This window comes from Acidovorax sp. 210-6, assembly GCF_010020825.1.
Taxonomy (GTDB): domain Bacteria; phylum Pseudomonadota; class Gammaproteobacteria; order Burkholderiales; family Burkholderiaceae_C; genus Simplicispira; species Simplicispira sedimenti.
In genome coordinates this window covers 2,094,458-2,118,023 of the sequence record NZ_JAACJE010000001.1, presented here as the reverse complement: position 1 = coordinate 2,118,023, position 23,566 = coordinate 2,094,458, and the positions used below count along the sequence as shown (strand labels likewise).

General features: G+C 67.2%; 19 protein-coding genes. 9 read left to right on the top strand and 10 right to left on the bottom strand.

The window, feature by feature from the left end; translation table 11 throughout:
* Window positions 1–2: 2 nt before the first annotated feature.
* The 7 genes from GWK50_RS09775 (at window position 3) to GWK50_RS09745 (ending at window position 6,054) form a co-directional block, all read left to right on the top strand.
* On the top strand, window positions 3–932 hold the full coding sequence (locus GWK50_RS09775; protein WP_162016336.1) for a ribose-phosphate diphosphokinase: 930 nt from the start codon (window positions 3–5) through the stop codon (window positions 930–932).
* A 220-nt stretch (window positions 933–1,152) separates the two neighbouring features.
* On the top strand, window positions 1,153–1,461 hold the full coding sequence (locus tag GWK50_RS09770) for a hypothetical protein (RefSeq protein WP_162016335.1): 309 nt from the start codon (window positions 1,153–1,155) through the stop codon (window positions 1,459–1,461).
* Window positions 1,462–1,763: 302 nt separating this feature from the next.
* A complete protein-coding gene (locus tag GWK50_RS09765; protein WP_197904998.1) occupies window positions 1,764–1,913 on the top strand; it encodes a hypothetical protein in 150 nt (49 codons plus the stop codon).
* Between the two features lie 96 nt (window positions 1,914–2,009).
* Window positions 2,010–2,612, top strand: coding sequence for an isochorismatase family protein (locus tag GWK50_RS09760; protein WP_162016333.1), 603 nt, complete (start codon window positions 2,010–2,012; stop codon window positions 2,610–2,612).
* A gap of 54 nt (window positions 2,613–2,666) precedes the next feature.
* Window positions 2,667–2,930, top strand: coding sequence for a hypothetical protein (locus tag GWK50_RS09755; protein ID WP_162016332.1), 264 nt, complete (start codon window positions 2,667–2,669; stop codon window positions 2,928–2,930).
* Window positions 2,927–4,039, top strand: a complete 1,113-nt coding sequence (locus GWK50_RS09750; RefSeq protein ID WP_162016331.1) for an ATP-dependent 6-phosphofructokinase — start codon at window positions 2,927–2,929, stop codon at window positions 4,037–4,039. The genes GWK50_RS09755 and GWK50_RS09750 overlap by 4 nt, the downstream gene beginning before the upstream one ends.
* A gap of 65 nt (window positions 4,040–4,104) precedes the next feature.
* Window positions 4,105–6,054: a propionate--CoA ligase gene (locus GWK50_RS09745; protein WP_162016330.1), complete on the top strand. Its 1,950-nt coding sequence runs from the start codon at window positions 4,105–4,107 to the stop codon at window positions 6,052–6,054.
* Window positions 6,055–6,140: 86 nt separating this feature from the next.
* On the opposite strand, the gene GWK50_RS09740 is transcribed toward GWK50_RS09745, so the two are convergent.
* The 4 genes from GWK50_RS09740 to GWK50_RS09725 all read right to left on the bottom strand — a co-directional run bounded on the left by GWK50_RS09740 (window position 6,141) and on the right by GWK50_RS09725 (window position 12,088).
* A complete protein-coding gene (locus GWK50_RS09740; protein ID WP_162016329.1) occupies window positions 6,141–9,047 on the bottom strand; it encodes an EAL domain-containing protein in 2,907 nt (968 codons plus the stop codon).
* Window positions 9,048–9,057: 10 nt separating this feature from the next.
* Window positions 9,058–9,990 (bottom strand): EamA family transporter, encoded by a 933-nt coding sequence (locus GWK50_RS09735; protein ID WP_162016328.1) that lies wholly within the window; start codon window positions 9,988–9,990, stop codon window positions 9,058–9,060.
* Window positions 9,987–10,499, bottom strand: a complete 513-nt coding sequence (locus tag GWK50_RS09730) for a methylated-DNA--[protein]-cysteine S-methyltransferase (RefSeq protein ID WP_162016327.1) — start codon at window positions 10,497–10,499, stop codon at window positions 9,987–9,989. Before GWK50_RS09730 ends, GWK50_RS09735 begins: the two co-directional genes overlap by 4 nt.
* 62 nt (window positions 10,500–10,561) lie before the next feature.
* Window positions 10,562–12,088, bottom strand: a complete 1,527-nt coding sequence (locus tag GWK50_RS09725; RefSeq protein WP_162016326.1) for an AlkA N-terminal domain-containing protein — start codon at window positions 12,086–12,088, stop codon at window positions 10,562–10,564.
* 126 nt (window positions 12,089–12,214) lie between these two features.
* Between GWK50_RS09725 and GWK50_RS09720 the strand changes: the two genes are divergently transcribed.
* Entirely contained in the window at window positions 12,215–13,603 is a 1,389-nt protein-coding gene (locus GWK50_RS09720; RefSeq protein ID WP_162016325.1) for a phosphomannomutase/phosphoglucomutase, read from the top strand.
* A gap of 39 nt (window positions 13,604–13,642) precedes the next feature.
* Here GWK50_RS09720 and GWK50_RS09715 read toward each other — a convergent pair whose 3' ends face one another.
* A complete protein-coding gene (locus GWK50_RS09715; protein ID WP_242455472.1) occupies window positions 13,643–15,682 on the bottom strand; it encodes a 3-deoxy-D-manno-octulosonic acid kinase in 2,040 nt (679 codons plus the stop codon).
* Window positions 15,679–16,419, bottom strand: a complete 741-nt coding sequence (locus GWK50_RS09710; RefSeq protein WP_162016323.1) for a glycosyltransferase — start codon at window positions 16,417–16,419, stop codon at window positions 15,679–15,681. Before GWK50_RS09710 ends, GWK50_RS09715 begins: the two co-directional genes overlap by 4 nt.
* A gap of 243 nt (window positions 16,420–16,662) precedes the next feature.
* Between GWK50_RS09710 and GWK50_RS09705 the strand changes: the two genes are divergently transcribed.
* A complete protein-coding gene (locus GWK50_RS09705; protein WP_162016322.1) occupies window positions 16,663–17,838 on the top strand; it encodes a PLP-dependent aspartate aminotransferase family protein in 1,176 nt (391 codons plus the stop codon).
* Between the two features lie 36 nt (window positions 17,839–17,874).
* On the opposite strand, the gene GWK50_RS09700 is transcribed toward GWK50_RS09705, so the two are convergent.
* The 4 genes from GWK50_RS09700 to GWK50_RS09685 form a co-directional block, all read right to left on the bottom strand.
* Window positions 17,875–19,200, bottom strand: coding sequence for a TolC family outer membrane protein (locus GWK50_RS09700; RefSeq protein ID WP_162016321.1), 1,326 nt, complete (start codon window positions 19,198–19,200; stop codon window positions 17,875–17,877).
* A gap of 63 nt (window positions 19,201–19,263) precedes the next feature.
* Window positions 19,264–19,602, bottom strand: a complete 339-nt coding sequence (locus GWK50_RS09695; RefSeq protein WP_162016320.1) for a rhodanese-like domain-containing protein — start codon at window positions 19,600–19,602, stop codon at window positions 19,264–19,266.
* Window positions 19,603–19,625: 23 nt separating this feature from the next.
* Window positions 19,626–20,336 (bottom strand): protein-L-isoaspartate O-methyltransferase, encoded by a 711-nt coding sequence (locus tag GWK50_RS09690; RefSeq protein ID WP_162016319.1) that lies wholly within the window; start codon window positions 20,334–20,336, stop codon window positions 19,626–19,628.
* 52 nt (window positions 20,337–20,388) lie between these two features.
* Window positions 20,389–23,562: an efflux RND transporter permease subunit gene (locus GWK50_RS09685; protein WP_162016318.1), complete on the bottom strand. Its 3,174-nt coding sequence runs from the start codon at window positions 23,560–23,562 to the stop codon at window positions 20,389–20,391.
* Between the last annotated feature and the right edge of the window lie 4 nt (window positions 23,563–23,566).

Below are 23,566 nucleotides of genomic sequence, written 5' to 3'. Positions count from 1 at the left end.
GCATGGTTCCGTCACCCACTGCCCCAGCCGCCTGCCTGCTGCACTTTGACGACGAGCGCGCCGCCGCCCAGCGCCTGGCCCAGGCCTGCGGCCTGCCAGCGCTGGAGATCGCCCGCCACCGCTTTCCTGATGGCGAACTCAAGCTCACCCTGCCCGTGGACGCCAGCGGCCACCTGCCCGAGCGCGCCGTGCTGCTGCGCAGCCTGCACCAGCCCAACGACAAGCTCATCGAACTGCTGCTCGCCGCCCGCGCCGCGCGCGGCCTGGGCGTGCAGCACCTCACACTGGTGGCGCCGTACCTGGCCTACATGCGCCAGGACATCGCCTTCCACCCCGGCGAGGCGGTCAGCCAGCGCATCGTCGGCCCCTTCCTGGCCAGCCTGTTCGACGCCGTGGTCACCGTGGACCCGCACCTGCACCGCGTGGCCACCTTGCAAGAGGCCGTGCCCGCCGCGCAAACCGTGGTGCTCAGCGGCGCACCGCTGCTGGCCGACTGGATCGTGCAGCAGCGCCCCGGCGCGCTGCTGGTGGGGCCTGATGGCGAATCCGCCCAATGGGTGGCCCAGGCCGCCGCCCGCCACGGCCTGGATCACGCCGTCTGCACCAAGGAACGCCACGGCGACCGCAGCGTCACCATCCACCTACCGCCCTTGGACGTGCAGGGCAGGGCGGTGGTGCTGCTCGACGATATGGCCAGCACCGGCCACACCCTGGCCCAGGCCACGCGCCTGCTGTTGCAGGCGGGCGCGGCCTCGGTGGACGTGGCGGTCACCCATGCCCTCATCGACGCCGACGCCCTGGCCGCGCTGCATGCGGCGGGCGTGGGGCAGTTCTGGAGCACGGATTGCGTGGCGCATCCGACCAACACCGTGCCTATGGCGACGGAACTGGCGCGGGGGGTGGCGCAGGTTTTTTCGGTCTCGGGGCTATAGTGCAGATCACCGATGCGCTCGTGAATCTGATCCAGCAAATGTGTGGACTTCAAGGGCGGCGCTGCGGCGACTTTGGTGGTTTTGTGTTGCCTGTTCATGTATCCAGCTTGCGAGCGTAAACGCATGAAATCAAAAGATTTTTCGGTTTTCTCGGCGCCACGTTATCCGGCGGCTGCTGGGTATATCCGGTGAATTGCCGTTTACATCAAAGTTGAAGCGTATGAAGAACATCCAAGTCATCGACGGCGCGGACAACGCGGTTTACGACATCTTTGCTGCGACCGATGACGAGTTCGCAATGATTTTTCTGGCCGGGCAAGATGTGGCGTTCATTGACGAAGTGATGGCACGTGCATCACGGAGGGAGCTGGACCATGCGTTCGCCGCAATTTGGCAGCGTCGAGTTGCCAAGGCCGAGGTGAATGGAATCCACGGAGTTCTCTTCTACGAGATGGATCACAAGAAGCGGTACTACCCAACAAGGCGCGATGAAGATGCGATCAACCCAGATGGCACACGCCTCCGCTGACATACGCTTCAACCTTTCGCTCCAGCGGACGGCTTCGCCGCCCGCTGAGCTTCGACGTTGGCAGGTCGTGTTTGTAAACGTGCCGGACAGGAGGCCGCTCTGTTTCTCACACGCAAGCACCTTTGGATAACCGCCATCGCCACCTTCTGCCTGGCGGCCCACGCGACTTCGTCCCTCTCGTTTGACGGCGGGGGCTGGATCTGGAAATCGGCGATACCGACCGCCCCGTGGTGGCCAGTGTCACGTTCCACAGGCTGGGGGACGCGCAAGGCGTTGTCCTGCGTGGGAATTTCAGGGTCCAGGTGTTTGACCCGCGCCGCCAGGAACTGGTGCTGGTCTATGGCGGTGGCGACGGGCGGGTGGAGCCTTTCACGCTGACCGTGCACGGCAGCCGCGCCTCGCTGGAGGTGGCTGGCAGGCGCATCCAGGCGCCGTTCCGCTGGGCCATGTAGCGTGCGCGGCGGGTGCGCAGCAGGCGCAAGGCCATGGGCGGGGCGCCTTGGCTGCGACAATCGTCCCATTGCACCTTCTGACAGAAAGAACCTGCCATGCTTCTCGATGCCACCGAATCCCAGCTTGTGCTGGTGGACTTTCAGGCCAAGCTCATGCCCGCCATCCACGATGGTGCGGCGGTGCTGACCAATGCGCGGCGCCTGGCGCAGGCGGCCCAATTGCTGGATGTGCCCGTGTGGGGCACGGAGCAGAACCCCACGCGCCTTGGGCCCAACGACGCAGACTTGCGCGCGCTGTGCCGCAAGACGCTGCCCAAGATGCACTTCAGCGCCGCGCCCGACGGGTTGGCCGCGCTGCTGCGCCCCCCGGCGCGTCCGCCCGCGGGCAATGCGCGCAGCCTGCCCAAGCATTTGCAGAAAACCGCGCAGAGCGAGCCCGAGCGCCCCAGCATCGTGCTGGCCGGGTGCGAGGCCCATGTGTGCCTGCTGCAGACGGCGCTGGAGCTGATCGAGGACGAGTTCGAGGTGTGGGTGGTGACCGACGCCTGCGGCTCGCGCACCGAGCGCAACCGCGACGCGGCCTACGACCGCCTGGCCGGTGCGGGCGCCGAGCTGGTGACCACCGAGATGGTGTGCTTCGAGTGGCTGCGCTCGTGTGAGCACCCGGCTTTCAAGGACGTGTTGGCGCTGGTCAAATAAGGCCGGGCGTTGTACCGTGTGAACCTGTCCAAGGATCACCAGGGGAGAGCAGGTATGACAGTGGATTTTCGTGACCCGCGCGCTGCGTTGCAGATGCAGCAGCCCGCTTTGGCGCCGCAGTACCGCCTCATCCTGGGGGTGCTGGTCATCAGCGCGGTGCTGATGTGCGCTGGCGCCCTGTGGTTCTGGCTGCAACCGCCGGCGTGGCTGGATGCGCAGACGGCGCCGTTTTTTGCCTTGGCGCTGGGCCTGACTGGGGCGGCTGACCTGGGGGCCGTGGCCTTTTTGCGCTGGTTCTGGGCGCGGCAACAGCGATGACGGGCGCACCGATCCGGCGTATTGCCATCAGCACCGGGGGCGGGGACGCGCCGGGCCTCAATGCCGTGATCCGCGCCACGGTGTCGGCTGCGCTGCGCCGGGGCTGGGAGTGCGTGGGCATCCGCGACGGCTACAACGGCCTGCTGGTGCCCGAGCGCTACCCGCAGGGCGGGCTGGTGCCGCTCACGCACGAGCGGGTGCGCGGCATTTCACACCTGGGCGGCACCATTCTGGGCACGACCAACAAGGGCGATCCGTTCCACTTTCCGGTGCGCAATCCCGACGGCAGCATGGGCGAGCGCGACCGCTCCGATGAGTTGGTGGCGTGTTTTGCCCAAAACGGCATTGATGCGCTGGTCACCGTGGGCGGCGATGGCTCACTCTCCATTGCGCACGAGCTGCACCGCAAGGGCCTGCGTGTGGTGGGCGTGCCCAAGACCATCGACAACGACCTGGACAAGACCTTCACCACGTTTGGCTTTGACACGGCGGTGTCGTTTGCCACCGAATGCCTGGACCGCCTGCACAGTACGGCCGAGAGCCACCAGCGCATCATGGTGGTCGAGATGATGGGGCGCTATGCCGGGTGGATTGCGCTGCACGCGGGCATTGCCGGGGGGGCGCATGCCATTTTGCTGCCCGAAATCCCGTTCGACCTGGCGGGTGTGGTCGATCAGATCCAGGCCCGCGATGCGCTGGGCCGCATGTATTCGCTGGTGGTGGTGGCCGAAGGGGCCTTCCCGCGCGATGGGCAGCGGGCGCTGAGTGCACCTGCGGAGGCCGGGCATGCCGAGCGCCTGGGTGGCATGGGCGAGCAGGTGGCGCGCGAACTGGCGCACCGCACCGGCAAGGATGCGCGCGTGGTGGTGCTGGGCCATTTGCTGCGCGGGGGCTCGCCCACCTCGTTCGACCGGCTGGCGGCGCTGCGTTTTGGCACGGCGGCGGTGCGCGCGCTCGAAGAGGGCTTGTCCGGCGTGATGGTGTCGCTCGCGTTCCCCAACGTGGAGTATGTGCCGTTGGCCGAGGTGGCCGGCCGCATGAAAGGCGTACCGCTGGACGGCGACACCGTACAGACCGCACGCGACCTGGGCATTTGTCTGGGCGATTGAGGGTGCGGATGGGCAGGGCGCTGGCCCTGTCCCGTCAGATTCCCGCAAGCCCGTCATGAATAATTATGAATTCAAAACCTGCGTCACCGGCAGGATTCGAGGCCAAGGAGACCCCACCCATGAGCAGCTACGCCGAGTTCCACCGCAACTCCATCGACCAACGCGACGCCTTCTGGGCCGAGCAGGCCCGCCTGATCGACTGGCAGACGCCGCCCCAGCAAATTTGCGACTACAGCAACCCGCCGTTTGCACGCTGGTTTGTGGGCGGCACCACCAACCTGTGCCACAACGCGGTGGATCGGCACCTGAAGGACCGCGCCGGCCAAGCCGCCCTGGTGGCCATTTCCACCGAAACCGATTCCGAGCGCAGCTACAGCTTTGCCGAGCTGCACGCCGAGGTGCAGCGCATGGCCGCCAGCCTGCTGTCGCTGGGTGTGAAAAAGGGTGATCGCGTACTGATCTACATGCCCATGATCGCCGAGGCCGCCTTTGCCATGCTGGCCTGCACGCGCATTGGCGCGCTGCACTCTGTGGTGTTTGGCGGCTTTGCCTCGGGTTCGCTGGCCTCGCGCATCGAAGACGCGGAGCCTGTGGTGGTGGTCAGTGCCGACGCGGGCTCGCGCGGCGGCAAGGGCGTGCCCTACAAGCCGCTGCTGGACGAGGCCATTCGCCTGTCCAAACACAAACCCAGCAGCGTGCTGCTGGTGGACCGGGGCCTGGTGCCCATGGATCTGGTGCAGGGGCGCGACCACCTGTGGGCCACGCTGCGCGAGCAGCACCTGAATGCGACCGTGCCCTGCGAGTGGGTGGACGCCACGCACCCCAGCTACACGCTGTACACCAGCGGTACCACCGGCAAGCCCAAGGGCGTGCAGCGCGACACGGGCGGCTACGCTGTGGCGCTGGCGGCCAGCATGAAGCACATCTTCAACGCCCAGGCGGGCCAGACCTACTTTGCCACCAGCGACATCGGCTGGGTGGTGGGGCACAGCTACATCATCTACGGCCCGCTGCTGGCGGGCATGACCACCATCATGTACGAGGGCTTGCCCATCCGCCCCGACGCAGGCATCTGGTGGAGCATTGTCGAGAAGTACCAGGTCACGCACATGTTCTCGGCACCCACGGCGGTGCGCGTGCTCAAGAAGCAGGACCCGGCCTACCTGGCCAAGTACAACGTCAAGAGCCTCAAGGCCCTGTGGCTGGCGGGCGAGCCGCTGGACGAGCCCACGGCGCAGTGGATCAGCGATGCGCTGCAGGTGCCCATCATCGACAACTACTGGCAGACCGAGACCGGCTGGCCCATCCTCACCCTGTGCAACGGGGTGGAGCAGCAATCCACGCGCTTTGGCAGCCCCGGCAAGGCGGTGTACGGCTTCAACGTCAAGCTGATCGACGAGGCCACGGGCGAGGAGCTGACCGGCGCCAACCAGAAGGGCGTGGTCGCCATCGAGGGGCCGCTGCCCCCCGGCTGCATGCAGACCGTGTGGCGCGACGACGAGCGCTTCGTCAACACCTACTGGAAGAGCATTCCCGGCCGCCTGGTCTATAGCACCTTTGACTGGGGTATCCGCGACGCGGACGGCTACCACTTCATCCTGGGCCGCACCGACGACGTGATCAACGTGGCCGGCCACCGCCTGGGCACGCGCGAGATCGAGGAGTGCATTTCCTCGCACGCCAACATTGCCGAGGTGGCGGTGGTGGGCGTGGCCGACCAGCTCAAGGGCCAGGTGGCCATGGCCTTTGCCGTGCCCAAGAACGCGGCCGCGATGGAATCCACCGAGGCGCGCGCCCAGCTCGAAGCCGAGGTGATGAAGCTGGTGGACAGCCAGATGGGCGCCGTGGCCCGCCCGGCCCGTGTGCACTTCGTGACCACGCTGCCCAAGACGCGCAGCGGCAAGCTGCTGCGCCGTGCCCTGCAGGCCGTGGCCGAGCGGCGTGACCCCGGCGACCTGACAACCATGGAAGACCCCGCCGCACTGCAACAGGTCAAGGCGCTGGTCGAAGCCTGATTTTGCTATCAAATCAATAGCTGCTTGCGTCCTATGCACGGGCGCCAGCAGCTATTTTTTTGTGTGTGTGGGAGTGTGGCGCTGCGTCAGCGCTTCCATTCCGGCGGGCACTGCCAGTGGCGGTTCCAGGCCACAAATTCGCCCAGCGGCATGGGGCGGGCGATGTGGTAGCCCTGCGCCAGGTGGCAGCCCATCTGCGTCAGCATCTGGCCCTGGTCCACGGTTTCCACGCCCTCGGCAATCACGCGGTAGCCAAAGGAGCGTGCCAACCCGATCACGCCCTGCACGATGGCCAGGTCGCCCGCGTCGTCCATCATGCCGTGCACAAAGCTCTGGTCGATCTTGAGCGTGGACAGCGGCAGCCGCCGCAGGTAGGTGAGCGAAGAGTAGCCGGTGCCAAAGTCGTCCAGCGCCACGCCCACGCCTTGTTGGCGCAGGTCGGCCAGGGTCTGTGCCACGGCATCGATGTGGTACAGCGCGGCGGTTTCGGTGATCTCGATCTCCAGCATGTCGGGGGGCACATCGCTGTGGCGCGCCAGTTCGGCCGCCACCCAGCGTGCAAACCCCGGCTGCTGCAGGTGGGGTGCGGACACGTTCACGCTCACGGGCAAAGGCAGGCCTTGGTTCTGCAAGGCCCGCGCCAGCAGCAGGCCTGCCTGCAGCACCCAGGCGCCAAAGGGCACTTCCAGCTCGGTGCCTTCCAGTTGGGGCAAAAAGGCTCCGGGCGCCAGTACGCCTTGCTCCGGGTGCCGCCAGCGGGCCAGTGCCTCGGCACCCACCACGGTGCCCCGGTGCATGTCCACCTTGGGCTGGAGGAACAGCTCGAACTCGCCGCGCACCAGCGCTTCGCGCAGGCGCTGGATCTGTTCGCGCACCTTGCGCGACTGGCGCTCCTGGGAGGTGTCGAACTCGTGCAGCCGGTTGCGTCCGGCCTGTTTGGCCGCGTACATGGCCTGGTCTGCATGGCGCAGCAGGGTGTCGGCGTCGGCATCGTCCTGCGGGTACAGCGTGTAGCCAATGCTGGCCGTCACGCCCACGCGGTGCCTGCCCAACTGGTAGGGCGAGGCAATGCTTTGCATGGCCTGCTGGAGCAATTGGCGGCACTCCTGCACGCTGTGCACCTGCGGCAGCAGGATGGCGAATTCATCGCCCCCCAGGCGGGCCACGCAGTCCTGCGGGCGCAAGGAGCGGACCATGCGTTGTGCGGCCACCACCAGCAGGCGGTCACCGGCATCGTGGCCCAGGCGGTCGTTCACGGGCTTGAAGCCGTCCAGATCCAGGTAGGCCACGCCCAGCAGCGCGCCCACGGAATGGGCCTGATCCATGGCGTCGGCCAGCTTGCGCGCCAGCATCACGCGGTTGGGCAGGCCGGTGAGCGTGTCGTAGTGCGCCAGGCGGCGCAGCAGGTTTTCCTGCTCGTGCTGGGCGGTGACGTCCAATGCAATGCCCAGCATGCGCTCGGGTTGGCCTTCGGCGTCCAGGCTCACCACCTTGCCCAGGTTGCGTATCCAGCGCTCTTTTTCGTGCGGTCTGCGGATGCAGAAGGTGGTGTCGAACGGGGTCTCGGGCTGGTTGACGTGGCGCGTCACTTCGGTGGTCACGCGCAGCACTTCTTCGGGGCCCAGCGGCTCGGTCCACAGGAAGGCGGGGCCTTTCATGGTCCCCGCAGGAAGACCGTGCATGCTGCGCCAGCGCTCGTCTCCGGAGATCATGCCGGTGTGCAGGTTCCAGTCCCAACGGCCCACCGCGGCCGTGGACAAGGTCAGCGAGAGCAAGGCTTCGCGCTCGCGCACTTCCTCTTCCTGGTGCTTGCGGCCAGTGATGTCCTGCAAGGCAAACAGCCAGCAGGGCTGGCCGTCGAACTCGGTGGCGCGCATGGACTGCAGGCAGGTGCGCCGCTCGCCGTTGCGCAGGGTGACTTGCAGTTCGTAGGACTCGAGCAGTTGGCTGCTCTGCGCTGCGACCAAGAGTTCTGCGCGGTCTTGTGCACCCAGAATGCCCAACTCCGTCACGCTGCGCCCCAGGGCTTCCTGGCGGGAGTAGCCAAACATGGCCTCCCAGGCGGGGTTGAGCTCCAGGTACACCCCGTCGTCACGCCGAGAGATTCCCATGGGATAGGGCAGCATCTGGAAGATGCGCGAAAAGCGCTCTTCGGACTGGCGCAGGCGCTGTTCAGCACGTTTTTGTTCGTCGATGTCCTGCATCACCCCGCGGATGCACAGCACGCGGCCGTTCTCGATCACGGGTTCGCCCCGGGCGCGGCCCCAGATGACCGTGCCGTCCGGCCGCTGGATCTCCACGTCCATGCTCCAGGGCGTGTGGTGCCGCAGGCAGTCGATAATGCGTCGGCGCATTTCGTCACGCCAGCGCGGCGTCACGCAGGTGTTGATGTAGTCCTTGGGCAGGGCGGAGCCCCTGGGCAGGCCGTGGATGTCGTAGCAGACGTCCGACCAGAACACCAGGCCCTTGCCGCGCTCGTCCACCCAGTAACCCAACTGCGCCATGCGCCCGGCCTGATCGAGCGCGGCGTTCTTGGCCAGCAGTTCATCACGGATGCGCAATTCCTTGCTGGTGTCGTGGAAGACGAACACCAGGCAGTCTTCGTCTCCAATGCGCACCGGCTGGGCCGACATCTGGCCGGGGATGAGTTCGCCATTGCGCTGTGCGTTCAGCGGAAGGTTCAGCACCTTGCCTTCGCGTTGCAGCGTGGTCACCAGCTTGCTGCGTTCCTGGTTGGTGGCCCAGATGCTGAGTTCGGTGGACGTACGCCCCAGGATCTGCTCGCGCGACAGGCCCAGCAGTTGGCAAAACGCTGGGTTGACCTCCAGGTACATGCCGTCGGCCACGCGGGTAATGCCCGCCGGGTCCGGCAACGCATCGTAGATGGCTCTGAAATGTTCCGGGCGGGGTGCGGATGGCGTAGTGCCGTGCTCCATGCCAGAGGCCTGCGCAGACAGCGGAGCAGGACTGGGCGGAAACGGCGCGGCGGACATGCCCCCGAGTTTAGGGCCGTTCCACCCCTTGTGCAGCCTTGGAGCGCCTCCGGATGAGTCCTGTTGACAACAGTGTGCCGCCTACGATCACCGCGGCGCACCCCAGCATCCAACCGGTGACCGGTTCTCCCAGGAACACCGCGCCGTAGAACACGGCAAACACCGGTGCCATGAAGGTGACCGCCAGTGCCCGGCTGGGCCCGGCATGGGCGATCAGCCGGAAATACAGGATGTAGGCAATGCCCGAACACAGCACCGCAATCGCCACAATGGCCGCCCAGGCCCGAAGCCCCGGCATCACCGCGGGCCAGAACCACACCATGGGCACCAGCAATGCCAGTGCGGCGCCCAGCATGCTGCCGGTGGCCGTGGCCAGGGGCGGAACCCCTTGCAGGTAGCGCCGCGCAAAGCTGGCCGCCAGGGCATAGCAGGTGGTGGCACCCAGGCAGGCGGCAATGGCCCAGGGCGCCGCTGCCGACTTGATGCCCGCACCGCCGGGCGCGCGCCAGGCCAGCAGCGCCACGCCCACAAAGCCAATGCCCAGGCCCAGCCAGCGCACCCGCTGGATGCGGTCGCCCAGCCACACCCAGGCCACCAGTGCGCCAAACAGCGGCACCGTGGCGTTGAGGATGGACGCCAGCCCGGTGGTGATGTGCAGCACCGCCCAGGCATAGAGCGCAAACGGTATGGCCGAGTTGAGCAGCCCCGACAACAACACCGGCCGCCAGTGGCGCCGCAAGGCCGGCCACTGGCCCTGGTGCAGCAGGATGGGCCAGAGGAACACCGTGGCCAGCCCTACGCGCAGGCCCGCCGTGGGCAGCGGCCCGAACTCCGCAGCGCCCAGGCGCATGAACAGGAACGATGCCCCCCACAGGGCGGACAGCAGCAGAAACTCGCCGATCCATTCGGACACGGGGCGGGTGGTGGATGCAGCAGAACTCATGCAGAGACTTTCATGGCAATGCCTTCCAGGCGCAGCAGCGCCTGCTTGCGCTCCAGCCCACCGGCATAGCCCGTGAGGCTGCCGTCGCTCCCCAGCACGCGGTGGCAGGGCACGACCACGCTCAGCGGGTTGCGCCCCACCGCCGCACCCACGGCACGAACGGCCTGCGTTTTGCCGATGGAGCGTGCCAGCGCGCCGTAGCTGGCCGTCTGGCCGCGCGGAATGCGCAGCAGGGCCTGCCACACCGCCTGCTGGAAGGGCGTGCCGCCGCCGAGGTCCAAGGCCAGGTCAAAGCCTGCCCGCTCGCCACGCAACACCTGTTGCACCTGCTGGGCGGCTTCGCGCAGCACCGGGTGCTGCGGCGCCTGGGGCCAGGTGGGGAGTGCATTGGGAAGGTGCCGCTGGCCATCGAACCACAGACCGCACAGGCCCAGGGGCGACGCCGCCAGCCAGACCTGGCCCAGGGGCGTGTCGGTGGTGGATTGCACGGTGGAAGGATGGAAGCGCATGGTGATGGGCCCTGATTAAAAGCGATTTTTGGCTTTTACGCTTGCGGGGTAAGCGCAAGCAGCTATGCTTTTGATAGTGAAGCGGAACTGATGCAGCCCGTCGCCCAGGCCCGCAGCACCGCATAGCCGCGCCAGGGGCGCCAGGCCTGCGCCAGCGCGGTGGCGGCGCGTGCCGGCTGTGGCTGGCCTTGCACGCCCAGGGCCTTGTGCAGGGCCACGTCGCCCGCCGGAAAGGCGTCCGGCCAGCGCAGCGCGCGCAGGGCGATGTACTGCGCCGTCCAGTCGCCAATGCCGGGCAATTGGCACAGCGCCTGGATGGTGGCGGCCACGTCGGCGCCGGGGTGCAGGGCGAGCTGGCCGCTGTCCACGGCGCGCGCCAGCGCCACGATGGCGGCCTGGCGCTGGCGCACGATGCCCAGCTGCCCCAGCACCTCGCCTTCGGCCTGCGCCAGCGTGGCGGGGGAGGGAAACAGCCGTTGCAGATCGGGCCAGGGCGTGGCCACGGGTTCGCCCAGGCGCTCCACCAGCCGCTGGCCCAGCGTGCGCGCGGCCGCTACGGTGATCTGCTGGCCCAGCACGGCGCGCACGGCCAGTTCGAAGCCATCAAAGGCACCCGGCACACGCAGGCCCTCGGTGCCCGGAAAGGCCGCGCCCAGCACCGCATGGATGGCGGCAGGGTCTGCGTCCAGGTCGAGCATGGCGCGCACCCGTGCAATCACCTGGGCCAGTGCGGGGGCCAGGTGTTCGCTGGTCTGCAGCCACACCTGGTGGCGTGCGGTGTCAAAGCGTGCCGCCATCCAGCCGGTCAGCTCCCGGGAACCGGCCTGCAGCCGCACGGTGCGCCGCAAGGTGCCGTTGGCGGGGGCGGCGCATTCCACGCCGGTGAACTGGCGCTGCGCAAAAAAGGCCAGCAGCGCTGGCACATCCAGCGGTGGCCGGTACGCCAGGCGGATGCTGCCGCACAGCCCTGCATCGCCGGGGGCTGCTGGCGCGCCCGCGCGGCGCAATTGGCTGGGGTTGAGGCCGTAATGCGCCGCAAACGCCGCGTTGAAGCGACGCACGCTGCCAAATCCGCTGGACAGCGCCACCTGGGTCACGGGCAAGCGGGTATCGGTCAGCAACTGCTTGGCCAGCAGCAGGCGCCGGGTTTGCAGGTATTGCAGGGGGGACACGCCCAGCGCCGCTTCAAAAATGCGGCGCAGGTGCCGGTCGCTCACGCCCAGGCGCTGCGCCAGCCGGGCCACGCCCAGGCCCTCGGGCGTGTCCCAGGCCTGGGGGGTGTCGATCAGGCGCAGCGCCTGCTGCACGAGGATGCTGCTCGCGTCCTGCACCGACCAGGCCAGCGCCTGTGGCGCCACCTCGGGGCGGCAGCGCAGGCAGGGCCGAAAACCCGCACTCTCGGCCTGGGCTGCCAGCGTGAAGAAGCGGCAGTGCTCGCGCCGGGGTGTGCGCACGGCGCAGACGGGGCGGCAGTAGATGCCGGTGCTGGTCACACCGGTAAAGAACTGTCCGTCAAAGCGGGCATCGCGCGAGCACAGCGCCAGGTAGCGGCTGTCGTCGGGTGCGGGGAGCGGGGCTGGGGCGGGCATGGGCACATCATAGGGATTGGGGGTGCGCTGGCTGGCCGTTTTCGGACATGTGCTTTGCGCCCGGTCTGACCACTGGGGCCGCCTACAATCGGCGCCAAATCCACGCAGTGCAGAAAGCCCCCCACCGTGCAAGTTGCTCCCGCCATCTTCAAAGCCTATGACATCCGGGGCATTGTCCCCAGCACCCTGGACGAACATGTGGCCCGCTGCCTGGGCCGCGCCTTTGGCACGGCGGCCCGCATCGAGGGCGAATCCGTTGTCGCCGTCGGGCGCGACGGGCGCCTGTCCGGCCCGCTGCTGTCGCAGGCGCTGATGCTGGGCCTGGCCGAAAGCGGCATGGAGGTCATCGACATTGGCCTGAGCACCACGCCCATGCTGTACTTTGCGGCCAGCACGCTGTGCAACAGCGGCATCCAGGTCACGGGCAGCCACAACCCCAAGGACTACAACGGCTTCAAGATGGTGCTGAACGGCCGCGCCATCTATGGCGACGAGATCCAGGGTCTGCGCCGCTGCATCGAGGAGCAAAGCTGGACACTGGCCCAGGGCGGCTTCATCCGACAGGCCGACGTGCTGCCTGCCTACCGCGAGCGCATCGTCTCCGACATCCAGCTTGCCCGCCCCATGAAGATCGTGGTGGACAGCGGCAACGGCATTGCCGGTGCCTCGGCACCCGGAATCCTGCGTGCGATTGGCTGCGAGGTGACGGAGCTGTTCTCCGAGGTGGACGGCGACTTCCCCAACCACCACCCCGACCCGAGCAAGCCCGAAAACCTGCGCGACCTGATTGCCGCACTGCAGGCAAGCGACGCCGAACTGGGCCTGGCTTTTGATGGCGACGGCGACCGCCTGGGCATCGTCACGCGCAGCGGCGAAAACATCTTCCCCGACCGCCAGATGATGCTGTTTGCCCAGGACGTGCTCTCGCGCGTGCCCGGCGGCACCATTCTGTTCGACGTCAAATGCACCCAGCGCCTGGCGCCCGCCATTGCGCAGGCCGGTGGCCAGCCGCTGATGTACAAGACCGGCCACTCGCTCATCAAGGCGCGCATGAAGGAGCTTGATTCCCCCCTGGGCGGCGAGATGAGCGGCCACATCTTCTTCAAGGAGCGCTGGTTCGGCTTTGACGACGGCACCTACGCTGGCTGCCGCCTGCTCGAAATCCTGAGCCGCCATGCCGACCCCGGCGCCGTGCTGCAAGGCCTGCCCACCAGCCACAGCACGCCCGAGCTCAACGTGGCCTGCGCCGAGGGCGAGCCGCACCGCCTGACCGCCGAGCTGCAGGCCCTGGCGCCCGACACTTTCGCGGCACCCGCTCAGATCAACACCATCGACGGCCTGCGCGTGGACTGGCCCGACGGCTTCGGCCTGATCCGCGCCAGCAACACCACGCCCGTGCTCGTGCTGCGCTTCGAGGGCCACACGCCCGAGGCACTGCACCGCATCGAGGCGGCGATGCTGGCGCTGCTCCAACGCGTCAAGCCCGACGCCCAGGTGGGCGCGGCCGCGCATTGAGCGGCACACCCGGCGGCTGAAAGCAGCCGCAAGCGCCGGTCAGCCCGCGGGTCCGTTGTGGAAAAGGGGCGGGGGGGTTGTGGCAGCACCGGCTTCGTAGCCCGCCAGCAGCAGGGGCCACTGCGACTCGTCCCAATGGAATGGATGGCAGCGCTGCTGCTCCTTGCGCAGGGAGCGCAGCAAACGCTGCAGGTTGGCGGCTTTCCATTCGTTGCCGCAGCGCAGCCCGCATTTGTCAAAGTCGATGACCCAGGCATGTTGCTGGTCGTCGATCAGCAGGTTGTGGGCATTCAGGTCGGAATGGAAAACCTGGTGGTCATGCAGTTGGCGGATGGCACGCCCCAGGGCCTGCCAGGCCGCTGGCGGCAGTGGGGCCTGTGCCAGTGCCTGCACGACGTTGCGTGTCTGGGGAATCATGGCCACCAGAATATCGGCGCCATAGCCCCAGGCGTGGCGCACCTGCCTTGCCGCCACGGGTTCCGGCACGGGCAAGCCCCACGCGTGCATCAGACGCAGAAGGCTGTATTCGGCCATGGCACGGCTTTGGACCGGGGCTTGCGGGGCAAATCGGTCTTTGCTGATGCGGGCCATGGCGCCACCGCGCCGGTAGTGGCGCAGCACGGCTTCGCGCCCTTGCAGGCGGACGCGGTGTGCCTGTCCCCGCCCGCTGCCGGTGGCCAGGGTCACGGCCTCGGGTGGGGGTTCGAACACCTCGGGAGATGCAGCCGGCATCCAGGCCGGGTTGAACCAGATGGACTGGCCCGCAAGCTCGACCGCCTGCACTGGTGCGAGTTGCCTGGGGGCCAGCGGTGACCACAGAGGCATCAGCGCATCCATGGTGCGGGCGCTGCTGCCTTGCTGGCTTTGCACAAACGCGGAGGCCGCATGGCCGAGCTGCGCCAGCGCCTGGGGATCGGACAGCCAGCGCGATAGCTGGTGCAGTGCCTCGCTGGCGTTGGCCACCAAGGCACCGATGCCCTGTGCCTGGATGGCTTCGTAAAGGCTCTGGAAGTTGTGGGTGTGCGGGCCAAAAAGCACGGGCTTGGCGCAGGCCAGGGCTTCCAGGGCGTTGTGGCCTCCGATGGGCGCCAGGCTGCCGCCAATGAAACATGCCGTGGCGTGGGCGTACCAGGTGCGCAGCTCGCCCATGGTGTCTGCCAGGTACACGGAATCGTCGGGGCCCAGGCTGTCGCCCAGGCTGCGCCGACGCACGGGAAATCCGGCGCTGGCGATCTGCCGGGCTACGGCGTCAAAACGTTCGGGATGGCGCGGCACCAGCACCAGCGTGCAGCGCGGGTGCTGCTGGGCAAAAGCGGGCCAGGCGGCCAGCAGTGCAGATTCTTCACCCTCATGGGTGCTGCCTGCCACCAGCACAGCGCTGCGGCTTGCCAGCCAATCCAGCGAAGGGGGCAGGGCGGTGCCGGTGGGAAGGTCGAACTTGAGATTTCCGGTGTCCATCAGCCGGTGGGCGGGTACGCCCAGGCCTGCCAGGCGCTCCCGGCTGGGCTTGTCCGCACAGGCCACCAGGGCCAGTTGGTTCCAGACAGGGCGCATCAGCGCGTGGAAGCGCTGGTAGGTCTGGGCCGAGCGCTCCGACAGGCGGGCGTTGACCAGTGCCACAGGAATGCTGCGCTGGCGGCACTGCAGGAGCAGTTCAGGCCACAGTTCACGCTCGATCAGCACCAGCAGGCGGGGTTGCAGGCGGTCCAGAAAGCGCGCGGTGGCGCCAGGGGTGTCGATGGGCAGAAACAGGTGCTGCACCTGTGCGCCCCAGTGCTGGCGCAGTTGCTGGGCGCCCGTCAGCGACTGCGTGCTCACAGTGATGCTGGCCGCAGGCCACTGCGCGAGCAAGGCCCGGATCAAGGGCTCCGCGGCCTGCACTTCGCCCACGGAGGCCGCATGGATCCACAGGCCATGGATGCTGCCGGGCGCGGGGTGGATGTACCCCCGACGTTGCCCGACGTGGCCATTGGCTGCATCACTCTTGCGGTGACGCCACCACAGCCATGCCAGCAGCACGGGGCTCAGCGCCCACAGCAGCAGCCTGTACGCCACCTGGGCAGGTGCCGGAAATCTCACTGCCAATGGTCTGCCACCCACTGGGTGGGAAGCACCTTGCGGTACCACTTGCCGCTTTCCCCGGCAATCGCATCGGGCGGGTTGGGCTTGCCATGAAAGGCAATGATGCGGGCGCCCTCAGGGATCTGCGGTGGCTTGAACCAGCCCATCAGCCCCGGTTGCAGGCAGTGGCGCTTGAAGCTGCGGCACCAGGAGTCTGGCCAATAGCTCAGCTTGCCCTGGCGCGACAGGTAGTGCGTGATGAACTCCTGCTCGTTGCGCACGTCGCCGATGGAAGCGGGGTAGTTGTTCTTCAGGTGTTCCAGCGCATCCGCGTGGGCCCCGATGGTGTAGCGGTAGCACGAGGTGTTGCCCGTACCGTCCTTCTTGTCCCACTCCTTGATCACGATGAACTCGCCGGCCTGGTCGAAGAAGGGGTCCAGGCTGTCCAGGATGACGATGTCCAGGTCCAGGAACAAGGTGGTGCCCTGCAGGTCGTACAACTGCGGTGCGAAGCTGGTCAGCTTGAGCCAGCCGTGGCCAAAGGTCCAGGGCTTGCGCTGATCGAACTCGTCGAAGCCGATCATCGGAATCGGCTTGACTTCGATGGACGGGTCGATGCCCGCGCCGTCGTCGGTCAGGCAGACAAAACGGAAAGGGCGATGCAAGTGCCGCCGAACCATGCTGTGCAGCTTGTTGACGTATTCGGGGCCGTACTTGTTGCCCCACTTGATGCACAGCACATTGACTGCTTGCATGAGTCACCTTTGCTTGGAATTCGCTGGCGAACCGGGGTCCGCAGGACAGGGGTGAAAAAAAGGCAGTATAGCGGAGCGCATAATGGCGAAGCGACTCCCCAGGCGAAAAAATGTCAATAAATAAAATGCCTCTATGGCTTGATGCGCTTGCGTTAGTAGCTACACTTTTGGTAGCGCATCGGCCCTGCCACCAAGGACTGGGCCACGGGCACTGACCCGGCCCTTGCGCACCCAGGAAGACACATGACCCACCTCAGAACCCGCGCCGTCCATGCCGGACAGCAGCCCGACCCCACCACCGGCGCCATCGCCACGCCCATCACCCAGACCACGGCCTTTGGCTATGGCACGCTGGAGCGGGGCGCGGCCCTGTTTGCGGGCGAGGTGCCAGGCTACCGCTACAGCCGCTTCGCCAACCCCACGGTGGCTGCGCTGGAAGCCAAGCTCGCCGACCTGGAAGGGGCGCAGACAGCCGTGGCCTTTGCCAGTGGCACGGCGGCCACGGCGTCGCTGGTGCTGGGCCTGCTGCGCCCCGGTGATGAGCTGGTGTTTCTGGGCCCGCTGTATGGCGGCACCGAGGGCCTGCTGCGCAATCTGGGCGAACGCTGGGGCATCCGTGTGGTCGATGCCACGGCCACCGGGCTGGAGGCCAGCCTCACGCCCGCCACGCGCATGGTCTGGGTCGAAACGCTCACCAACCCCACCCTGCGCCTGCACGACCTGGCGGACGTGGCTGCCATGGCGCGTGCACGCGGTATCACCACCGTGGCGGACAACACCTTCTGCACCCCGTGCCTGGTGCGCCCGCTGGAGTGCGGCATCGACCTGGTGATGCATTCCATGACCAAGTACCTGGGCGGCCATGGCGATGCCACGGGCGGCATCGTTGCTGGTGCCGATGCCCTGGTGGCCCCGGTGCGCAAAACCGGGCTGGGCCAGGTCGGCGGCAACCTTGCGCCGCAGGAGGCCTTCCTGTTCTTGCGTGGCATCAAGACCTTGCCGTTGCGCATGGCGGCGCACTGCGAGGGTGCCCTGGCGGTGGCCCGTTTTCTGCAGCAGCATCCTGCCGTGCGCGTGGTGCACTACCCCGGACTGGAGAGCCACCCTCAACACGCCCTGGCCCAGCGCCAGATGCAGGGCGGCTTTGGCGGCATGGTGGCGTTTGAACTCCAGCGCTGCGAGCGCAGTGCCGTGGCGGCGGTGCTCAACCGCCTGGCACTGTTCACCCAGGCCGTCTCGCTGGGCGACACCGACAGCCTGGCATGCCACCCGGCCAGCACCACGCACAGCTTTGTCTCGCAGCAGGCTCGCGATGCGGCCGGAGTGACCGAGGGCCTGGTGCGCCTGAGCGTGGGCATCGAGCACCCTGACGACCTGGTGGCCGACCTGGCGCAGGCCCTGGATGGATGGGCGCCATGACGGGCGCAGGGCAGGGCGAGGGCCTGCCCGACGCCGTTACTTGACGAGCTGCTGGTTCAGCGCTTTCACATCGTCCAGCGTGAGCGTGCCAACGGCCTGGCGCAGCTTGAGCTGGCCCAGCAGCACGTTGTAGCGTGCCACAGCCAGGTCGCGCTTGGTCTGGAACAGCTGGCTTTGTGCATTGAGCACATCGATGTTGATGCGCACGCCGACCTGGTAGCCCAGCTTGTTGGCGTCCAATGCGCTCTGGCTGGATTGCTCGGCGGCCTCCAGGGCCTTGACCTGGCCCATGCCCGACTGCACCCCGAAGAAGGCGCTGCGCGTGGCCTGGGCCACGTTGCGGCGGGCGGTTTCCAGGTCGGCCTCGGCCTTTTGTTCCAGCGCCAGGGTTTCCTTCACGCGGTTCTGCACGGCAAAACCGGCAAACAGCGGAAGGTTCAGGGCCACGCCCACGGTGGCATTGTTGGTGCGCGTGTTGACGTTGGGGGTGGTCACCGTGCCGTTGGGGTTGCGCGTGACGCTGTAGCTGGCCTGCAGGTCCACGGTGGGCAGGTGGCCGGTCTGGGCGCGCTGGGTTTCCAGGCGGGCCACATCCAGCGCCAGGGCGGCCTGGCGCACGCCAGGTTGTTGGTCATGGGCGGTTTGCACCCAGTGGTCCACGCTGTCGGGCTGCACCGGGCTCAGCTGCACGGGCTGCGCCAGCGCCAGCGGCTTGGTGCCCTGGATACCCACCAGTTGGTCCAGCGCCAGCTTCTTGACGCGCAAATCGTTTTCGGCCGCGATTTCCTGGGCCGTGACCAGGTCGGCCCGGGCCTGCGCTTCACGCGTGTCGGTGATGGTGGCGGTGCCCACCTCGAAATTGCGCTTGGCAGCGGCCAGTTGCTCGGAAACGGCCGACTTTTGCGCCTGCACAAAGGTCAGGGTGTCCTGTGCGGCCAGCACGTCGAAATACGCCTGGCTCACGCGCACGAGCAGGTCCTGTTGCGCGGCGTCGAGCTGGGCCTGGGCCACGTCCACGCCGCGCTGGCCTTGTTCGTAGCCAATGCGGTTGGCCGGGCGGTACAGCGGTTGCGAGGCACTGAGCGCCAGGTTCTGTGCGCTGGTGTTGCGGTCCACGGGCGGGACGGTGATCTCGGTGTTGGAGCGGCTCACACCGGCCGACAGGCCTGCCGAGGGGAGCAAGCCGGCACGGGCCTGGTCGGCACGGCGCCGGGCCGCCTCCAGTTGGGCCTGGGCCGATTGCCAGGAGGAGTCGTAGGCGCGGGCCGATTCCACCAGTTCGATCAGGCTCTGGGCCTGTGCCGGGGCGGCCAGTGCGGCGCCGAGCGCCAGGGTCAGGGGGAGCATCCGGAACAGCTGCATGGGATGGGTCTTTCTAGGGTTGCCTGCAAGAGAAGGAGACGGGGCCTGGGGACAGACGGCCTTTCAATACCGGGGCACCTGGGGATCGTGCTCTCGGGCCCAGGCGTCGATGCCGCCTTCGACATTGGCCACACAATCCCACCCCTGCTGGGCCAGCCAGGCCGCCACGTGCATGCTGCGCACGCCATGGTGGCACAGGCAGGCGATGGGGCGGTCCCGGTCCAGTTCAGCCAGCCGTGCGGGCAGGCTGCCCATGGGGATGGCCAGCAGTTCGAAGCCCTGCGCCGACACACTGGCCAGGGCGCATTCCCAGGGTTCGCGCACATCCAGCACCAGCGGACGGGCGTCCCCTTCCTGGGCAAACCAGGAGAGCAGTTCAGCGGGCCGGACCAGATCAACCATAAAGCTGTGGGATGCGCCGGGGGTCAGAACTGGAAGGTCGAGGGCTCTTCGAAATGCTGCAGGCGGGCAGCATTCACGTCCCAGGGGTAGGAGACTTCAAAACGGTCACCCTTGCGGCGCACCAGCGTGACGCGCATCACCGGCTCCTGGCCCGTGATGGCCAGCAGGCGGCCACGGTCGCTGAGCTGGGCCAGCAGGCGCGCAGGCACTTCGGCCACCGAGCCGCTGAGCACGATGGCGTCGAACGGGCCTTCAGGGAGGGAGTCCACGGCGCCATCGGCCTGGCGCACGCTGGCGTTGGTGATGCCCGCGCGCTCCAGGTTGTCGCGTGCCATCTGGGCCAGTTGGGGGTCGAGTTCGAGCGTCACCACCTGGGCGGCCTGGTATGCCATCAGCGCGGCCATGTAGCCCGAACCGGCGCCGATTTCCAGCACGCGGTCGTCCTTGGTCAGTTGCAGGTCCTGCAGCATGCGGGCTTCGACGTTGGGCTTGAGCATGCACTGGCCACTGCGCAGCGCGGCCTGGGGCTCCCCCTGCAGCGGGATTTCCATGTCCACGAACGCCATGGCGCGGTAGGCCTCGGGCACGAATTCCTCGCGGTGCACCTGGTCCAGCGTCTCCAGCACGGCAGAGGCCACCACGTTCCAGGTGCGGATCTGCTGCTCGATCATGTTGTAGCGTGCCTGCGTGATGGGGCAGCTGGTGTCGGCGGTCGTGTTCAGAGGCATGTTCATGGCGGGGCTCCAAAGAGGAATAGGGGGGGCGGATCGGGACAAACCCTTGATTTTAAGTCGGGCTTGCCTGGTTTTTGCCCCAATGGCGGCGCGCCCATTGCGCCAGATCGTCCATGTAGCAATAAACCACCGGCACCACCACCAGGGTGAGCAGGGACGAGGTGATCACCCCACCAATCACCGCCTGGCCCATGGGGGCGCGCTGCTCGGAACCTTCGCTCAGCGCAAAGGCCAGCGGCACCATGCCGAAGATCATGGCCAGCGTGGTCATCAGGATGGGGCGCAGGCGCACGCGGGCCGCCAGCAGCAGGGCCTCGGCGCGCGGCAGGCCGGGCACGGTGCGGCCCTGGTCGTCGGTGTGCTCGTCACGGGCGCGGATGGCAAAGTCCACCAGCAGGATCGCGTTCTTGGTCACCAGCCCCATGAGCATGACCACCCCGATGACCGAGAAGATGGACAGCGTGGAGCGGAACATCAGCAGGGCCAGCACCACCCCGATGAGCGTGAGCGGCAGCGAGGTCATCAGTGCCAGCGGCTGCAAAAAGCTCTTGAACTGGCTTGCCAGGATCATGTAGATAAAGATGATCGCCATGGCCAGGGCCGACACGGCGTAGGTGAACGACTCCTGCATGTTCTTGGTGGAGCCACCAAACTGGTAGCGGTAGCCCGGCGGGAAGGCCGTGCTGTCCAGCACCTTGCGGATGTCGGCAGATACCTCGCCCGCCGAGCGTTGGTGCACGTTGGCGTTGACGGCCACTTCGCGCGTCAGGCTGCGCCGGTTGATCTGGTTGGGGCCGGTGGATTCGCGCACCTGCGCCACCTGTCCCAGGCGCACGATGCGGCTGCTGCCATCGGCGGCGCTCAGGGCAAAGGGCAGGTATTCCAGGTCCTGTGGGTTGTCGCGGGCTTCGGGCGCCAGGCGCACGTTCACGTCATAGGTCTGGTTGTCGGGCGCGCTCCAGTTGCCCACCGTCTGCCCGGCAATCAGCGTGCGCAGCGACTGCGCCATCGACATGACCGACAGGCCCAGGTCCGAGGCTGCATCGCGCCGCACGTCCAGCGCAATCACCGGCTTGTCGGGCTTGACGCTCGAATCCAGGTCCACCAGGCCGGGGATGTCGCGGATCTTGGCGCTGATCTCGCGCGTCAGGCGTGCCAGCTCCTGCTGGTCCGGGCCCTGGAGCGAAAACTCGATCTGCTTTTGCCCGCCCACGGGGTCGAGCAGGCCCACGTGCGTGACGGTGATGCCGGGGATGGCGCGCAATTGCTCGCGCAGCACGGCGGACATTTCGTCCACGTTGCGCTGGCGGTCCTTGCGGTCGGTCAGCCGGATGTAAATGCTGGCGTAGATCTTGCCCTGCGTGGTGCCGGTGTTGATGGTCGAGAGCGTGTAGCGCACCTCGGGCATTTCGCGGATCACGGCCTCGACCTGGCGGGTCTTCATTTCGGTGGCTTCGATCGAGGCGCCCACCGGCACGTAGAAGTTCACCATGGTCTCGGAAAAGTCGGCCTTGGGCGCAAACTCCGTGCCCAACATGGGCACCATGAACACGCTGAGCACGAAGATGCCCAGCGCCAACGCCAGGGTCTTGAGCTTGTGCACCAGCGACCAGCGCAGCAGCCGTTGGTAGAACTCGGCCAGTGCTTCGGTGGCATGGTCAAACCAGCCGGTCACGCGGCCTATGGTCTTGTCGTAGAAGGTGACGGGCGTCACCTTCTGGCCGTGGGCATGGATGCTGGGGTCGTGCCACACGCTCGACAGCATGGGGTCGAGCGTGAAGCTCACGAACATCGAGATCAGCACCGCCGCGACGATGGTGATGCCGAACTCGTGGAAGAACTTGCCGATGATGCCGCCCATGAAGCCAATGGGCAGAAACACCGCCACGATGGACAGCGTGGTGGCCAGCACCGCCAGGCCGATCTCCTGCGTGCCGTCCATGGCCGCTGCGTAGGGCCCCTTGCCCATCTGCACATGGCGCACGATGTTCTCGCGCACCACGATGGCGTCGTCGATCAGCAGGCCCACGCACAGGCTCAGCGCCATCAGCGTGATCATGTTGATGGTGAAGCCGAACATGTGCATGAACAAGAACGTGCCGATGAGCGCAATCGGCAGCGTCAGCCCCGTGATGACGGTCGAGCGCCACGAGTTGAGGAACAGAAACACGATCAGCACCGTGAGGATGGCGCCCTCGATCAGCGTCTGGCGCACGTTGTTCACGGCCACGCGGATGGGGCGCGAGCTGTCGCCAATGGTCTCCAGCCGCACGCCAGGGGGCAGTTCCTTGCGCAGCGTTTGCACGGCGGCGTTCAGGCCATCGACCACGTCAATGGTGTTTTCGCCCTGGGCCTTTTGCACCTGCAGCAGCAGCGTGCGTTCGCCGTTGTACAGGGCCAGGCTTTCGGCCTCCTGCGGGCCGTCCTGCACGCGGGCGATCTGGTCCACACGCACCGGCTGGCCGCCCCGGCGTGCCACGATGATGCGGCCAAAGTCCTCGGGCCGCTGCATGCGGGCGTCGATCTGCACCATGCGGTCCTGCGTGAGCGAGCGCACCGAGCCCAGCGGCAGGTCCTGGTTCTCGGTGCGCACGGCCTGCGCCACCTGTTCGGGGGTGATGCCGTAGGCCTCCAGCGCCTTGGGGTCCAGGTAGATGTTGATCTCGCGCTTGGTGGCGCCCACCAGCGTCACGGCGCCCACGCCGCGCACGTTCTCCAGGCGCTTTTTCAGGGTCTGGTCGGACCAGGTGGTCAGCTCCACGGCGCTTTGGCGCGTGGCGGCGTCGCCATCGGGCAGCACGGCCAGCGACCACACCGGGCGGCTGGACGGGTCGAAGCGCAGCACGCGCGGCTCCTTGACCTCGTCGCGAAACTGCGTGCGCACGGTGGCCATCTTCTCGCGCACGTCCTCGGCGGCCTGGCGCCCATCGATGTGCAGCTCGAACTCGATGATGACGACGGCCGAGCCCTCGTAGCTGCGCGAGGTCAGCGCGTTGATGCCCGCGATGGAGTTGACGCCTTCCTCGATCTTTTTTGTGACCTCGCTCTCGACGATTTCAGGCGAGGCACCGGGGTAGTCCGCCGTGACCACCACCACCGGAAAATCAATCTCCGGAAACTGATCCACCTTGAGGCGCTGGTAGGAAAACGCTCCCAGCACCACGATGGCCAGCATGACCATGGTGGCGAACACCGGATTCTTGAGGCTGACCTTGGTGAACCACATGCTG

What these genes read in the sequence shown, in the direction of transcription:
- GWK50_RS09775 (WP_162016336.1), top strand. Translation starts at nt 3, where the DNA reads ATGGTTCCGTCACCCACTGCCCCAGCCGCCTGCCTGCTGCACTTTGAC.
- GWK50_RS09770 (WP_162016335.1), top strand. Translation starts at nt 1,153, where the DNA reads ATGAAGAACATCCAAGTCATCGACGGCGCGGACAACGCGGTTTACGAC.
- GWK50_RS09760 (WP_162016333.1), top strand. Translation starts at nt 2,010, where the DNA reads ATGCTTCTCGATGCCACCGAATCCCAGCTTGTGCTGGTGGACTTTCAG.
- GWK50_RS09755 (WP_162016332.1), top strand. Translation starts at nt 2,667, where the DNA reads ATGACAGTGGATTTTCGTGACCCGCGCGCTGCGTTGCAGATGCAGCAG.
- GWK50_RS09750 (WP_162016331.1), top strand. Translation starts at nt 2,927, where the DNA reads ATGACGGGCGCACCGATCCGGCGTATTGCCATCAGCACCGGGGGCGGG.
- GWK50_RS09745 (WP_162016330.1), top strand. Translation starts at nt 4,105, where the DNA reads ATGAATTCAAAACCTGCGTCACCGGCAGGATTCGAGGCCAAGGAGACC.
- GWK50_RS09740 (WP_162016329.1), bottom strand. Translation starts at nt 9,047, where the DNA reads ATGTCCGCCGCGCCGTTTCCGCCCAGTCCTGCTCCGCTGTCTGCGCAG.
- GWK50_RS09735 (WP_162016328.1), bottom strand. Translation starts at nt 9,990, where the DNA reads ATGAGTTCTGCTGCATCCACCACCCGCCCCGTGTCCGAATGGATCGGC.
- GWK50_RS09730 (WP_162016327.1), bottom strand. Translation starts at nt 10,499, where the DNA reads ATGCGCTTCCATCCTTCCACCGTGCAATCCACCACCGACACGCCCCTG.
- GWK50_RS09725 (WP_162016326.1), bottom strand. Translation starts at nt 12,088, where the DNA reads ATGCCCGCCCCAGCCCCGCTCCCCGCACCCGACGACAGCCGCTACCTG.
- GWK50_RS09710 (WP_162016323.1), bottom strand. Translation starts at nt 16,419, where the DNA reads ATGCAAGCAGTCAATGTGCTGTGCATCAAGTGGGGCAACAAGTACGGC.
- GWK50_RS09705 (WP_162016322.1), top strand. Translation starts at nt 16,663, where the DNA reads ATGACCCACCTCAGAACCCGCGCCGTCCATGCCGGACAGCAGCCCGAC.
- GWK50_RS09700 (WP_162016321.1), bottom strand. Translation starts at nt 19,200, where the DNA reads ATGCAGCTGTTCCGGATGCTCCCCCTGACCCTGGCGCTCGGCGCCGCA.
- GWK50_RS09695 (WP_162016320.1), bottom strand. Translation starts at nt 19,602, where the DNA reads ATGGTTGATCTGGTCCGGCCCGCTGAACTGCTCTCCTGGTTTGCCCAG.
- GWK50_RS09690 (WP_162016319.1), bottom strand. Translation starts at nt 20,336, where the DNA reads ATGAACATGCCTCTGAACACGACCGCCGACACCAGCTGCCCCATCACG.
- GWK50_RS09685 (WP_162016318.1), bottom strand. Translation starts at nt 23,562, where the DNA reads ATGTGGTTCACCAAGGTCAGCCTCAAGAATCCGGTGTTCGCCACCATG.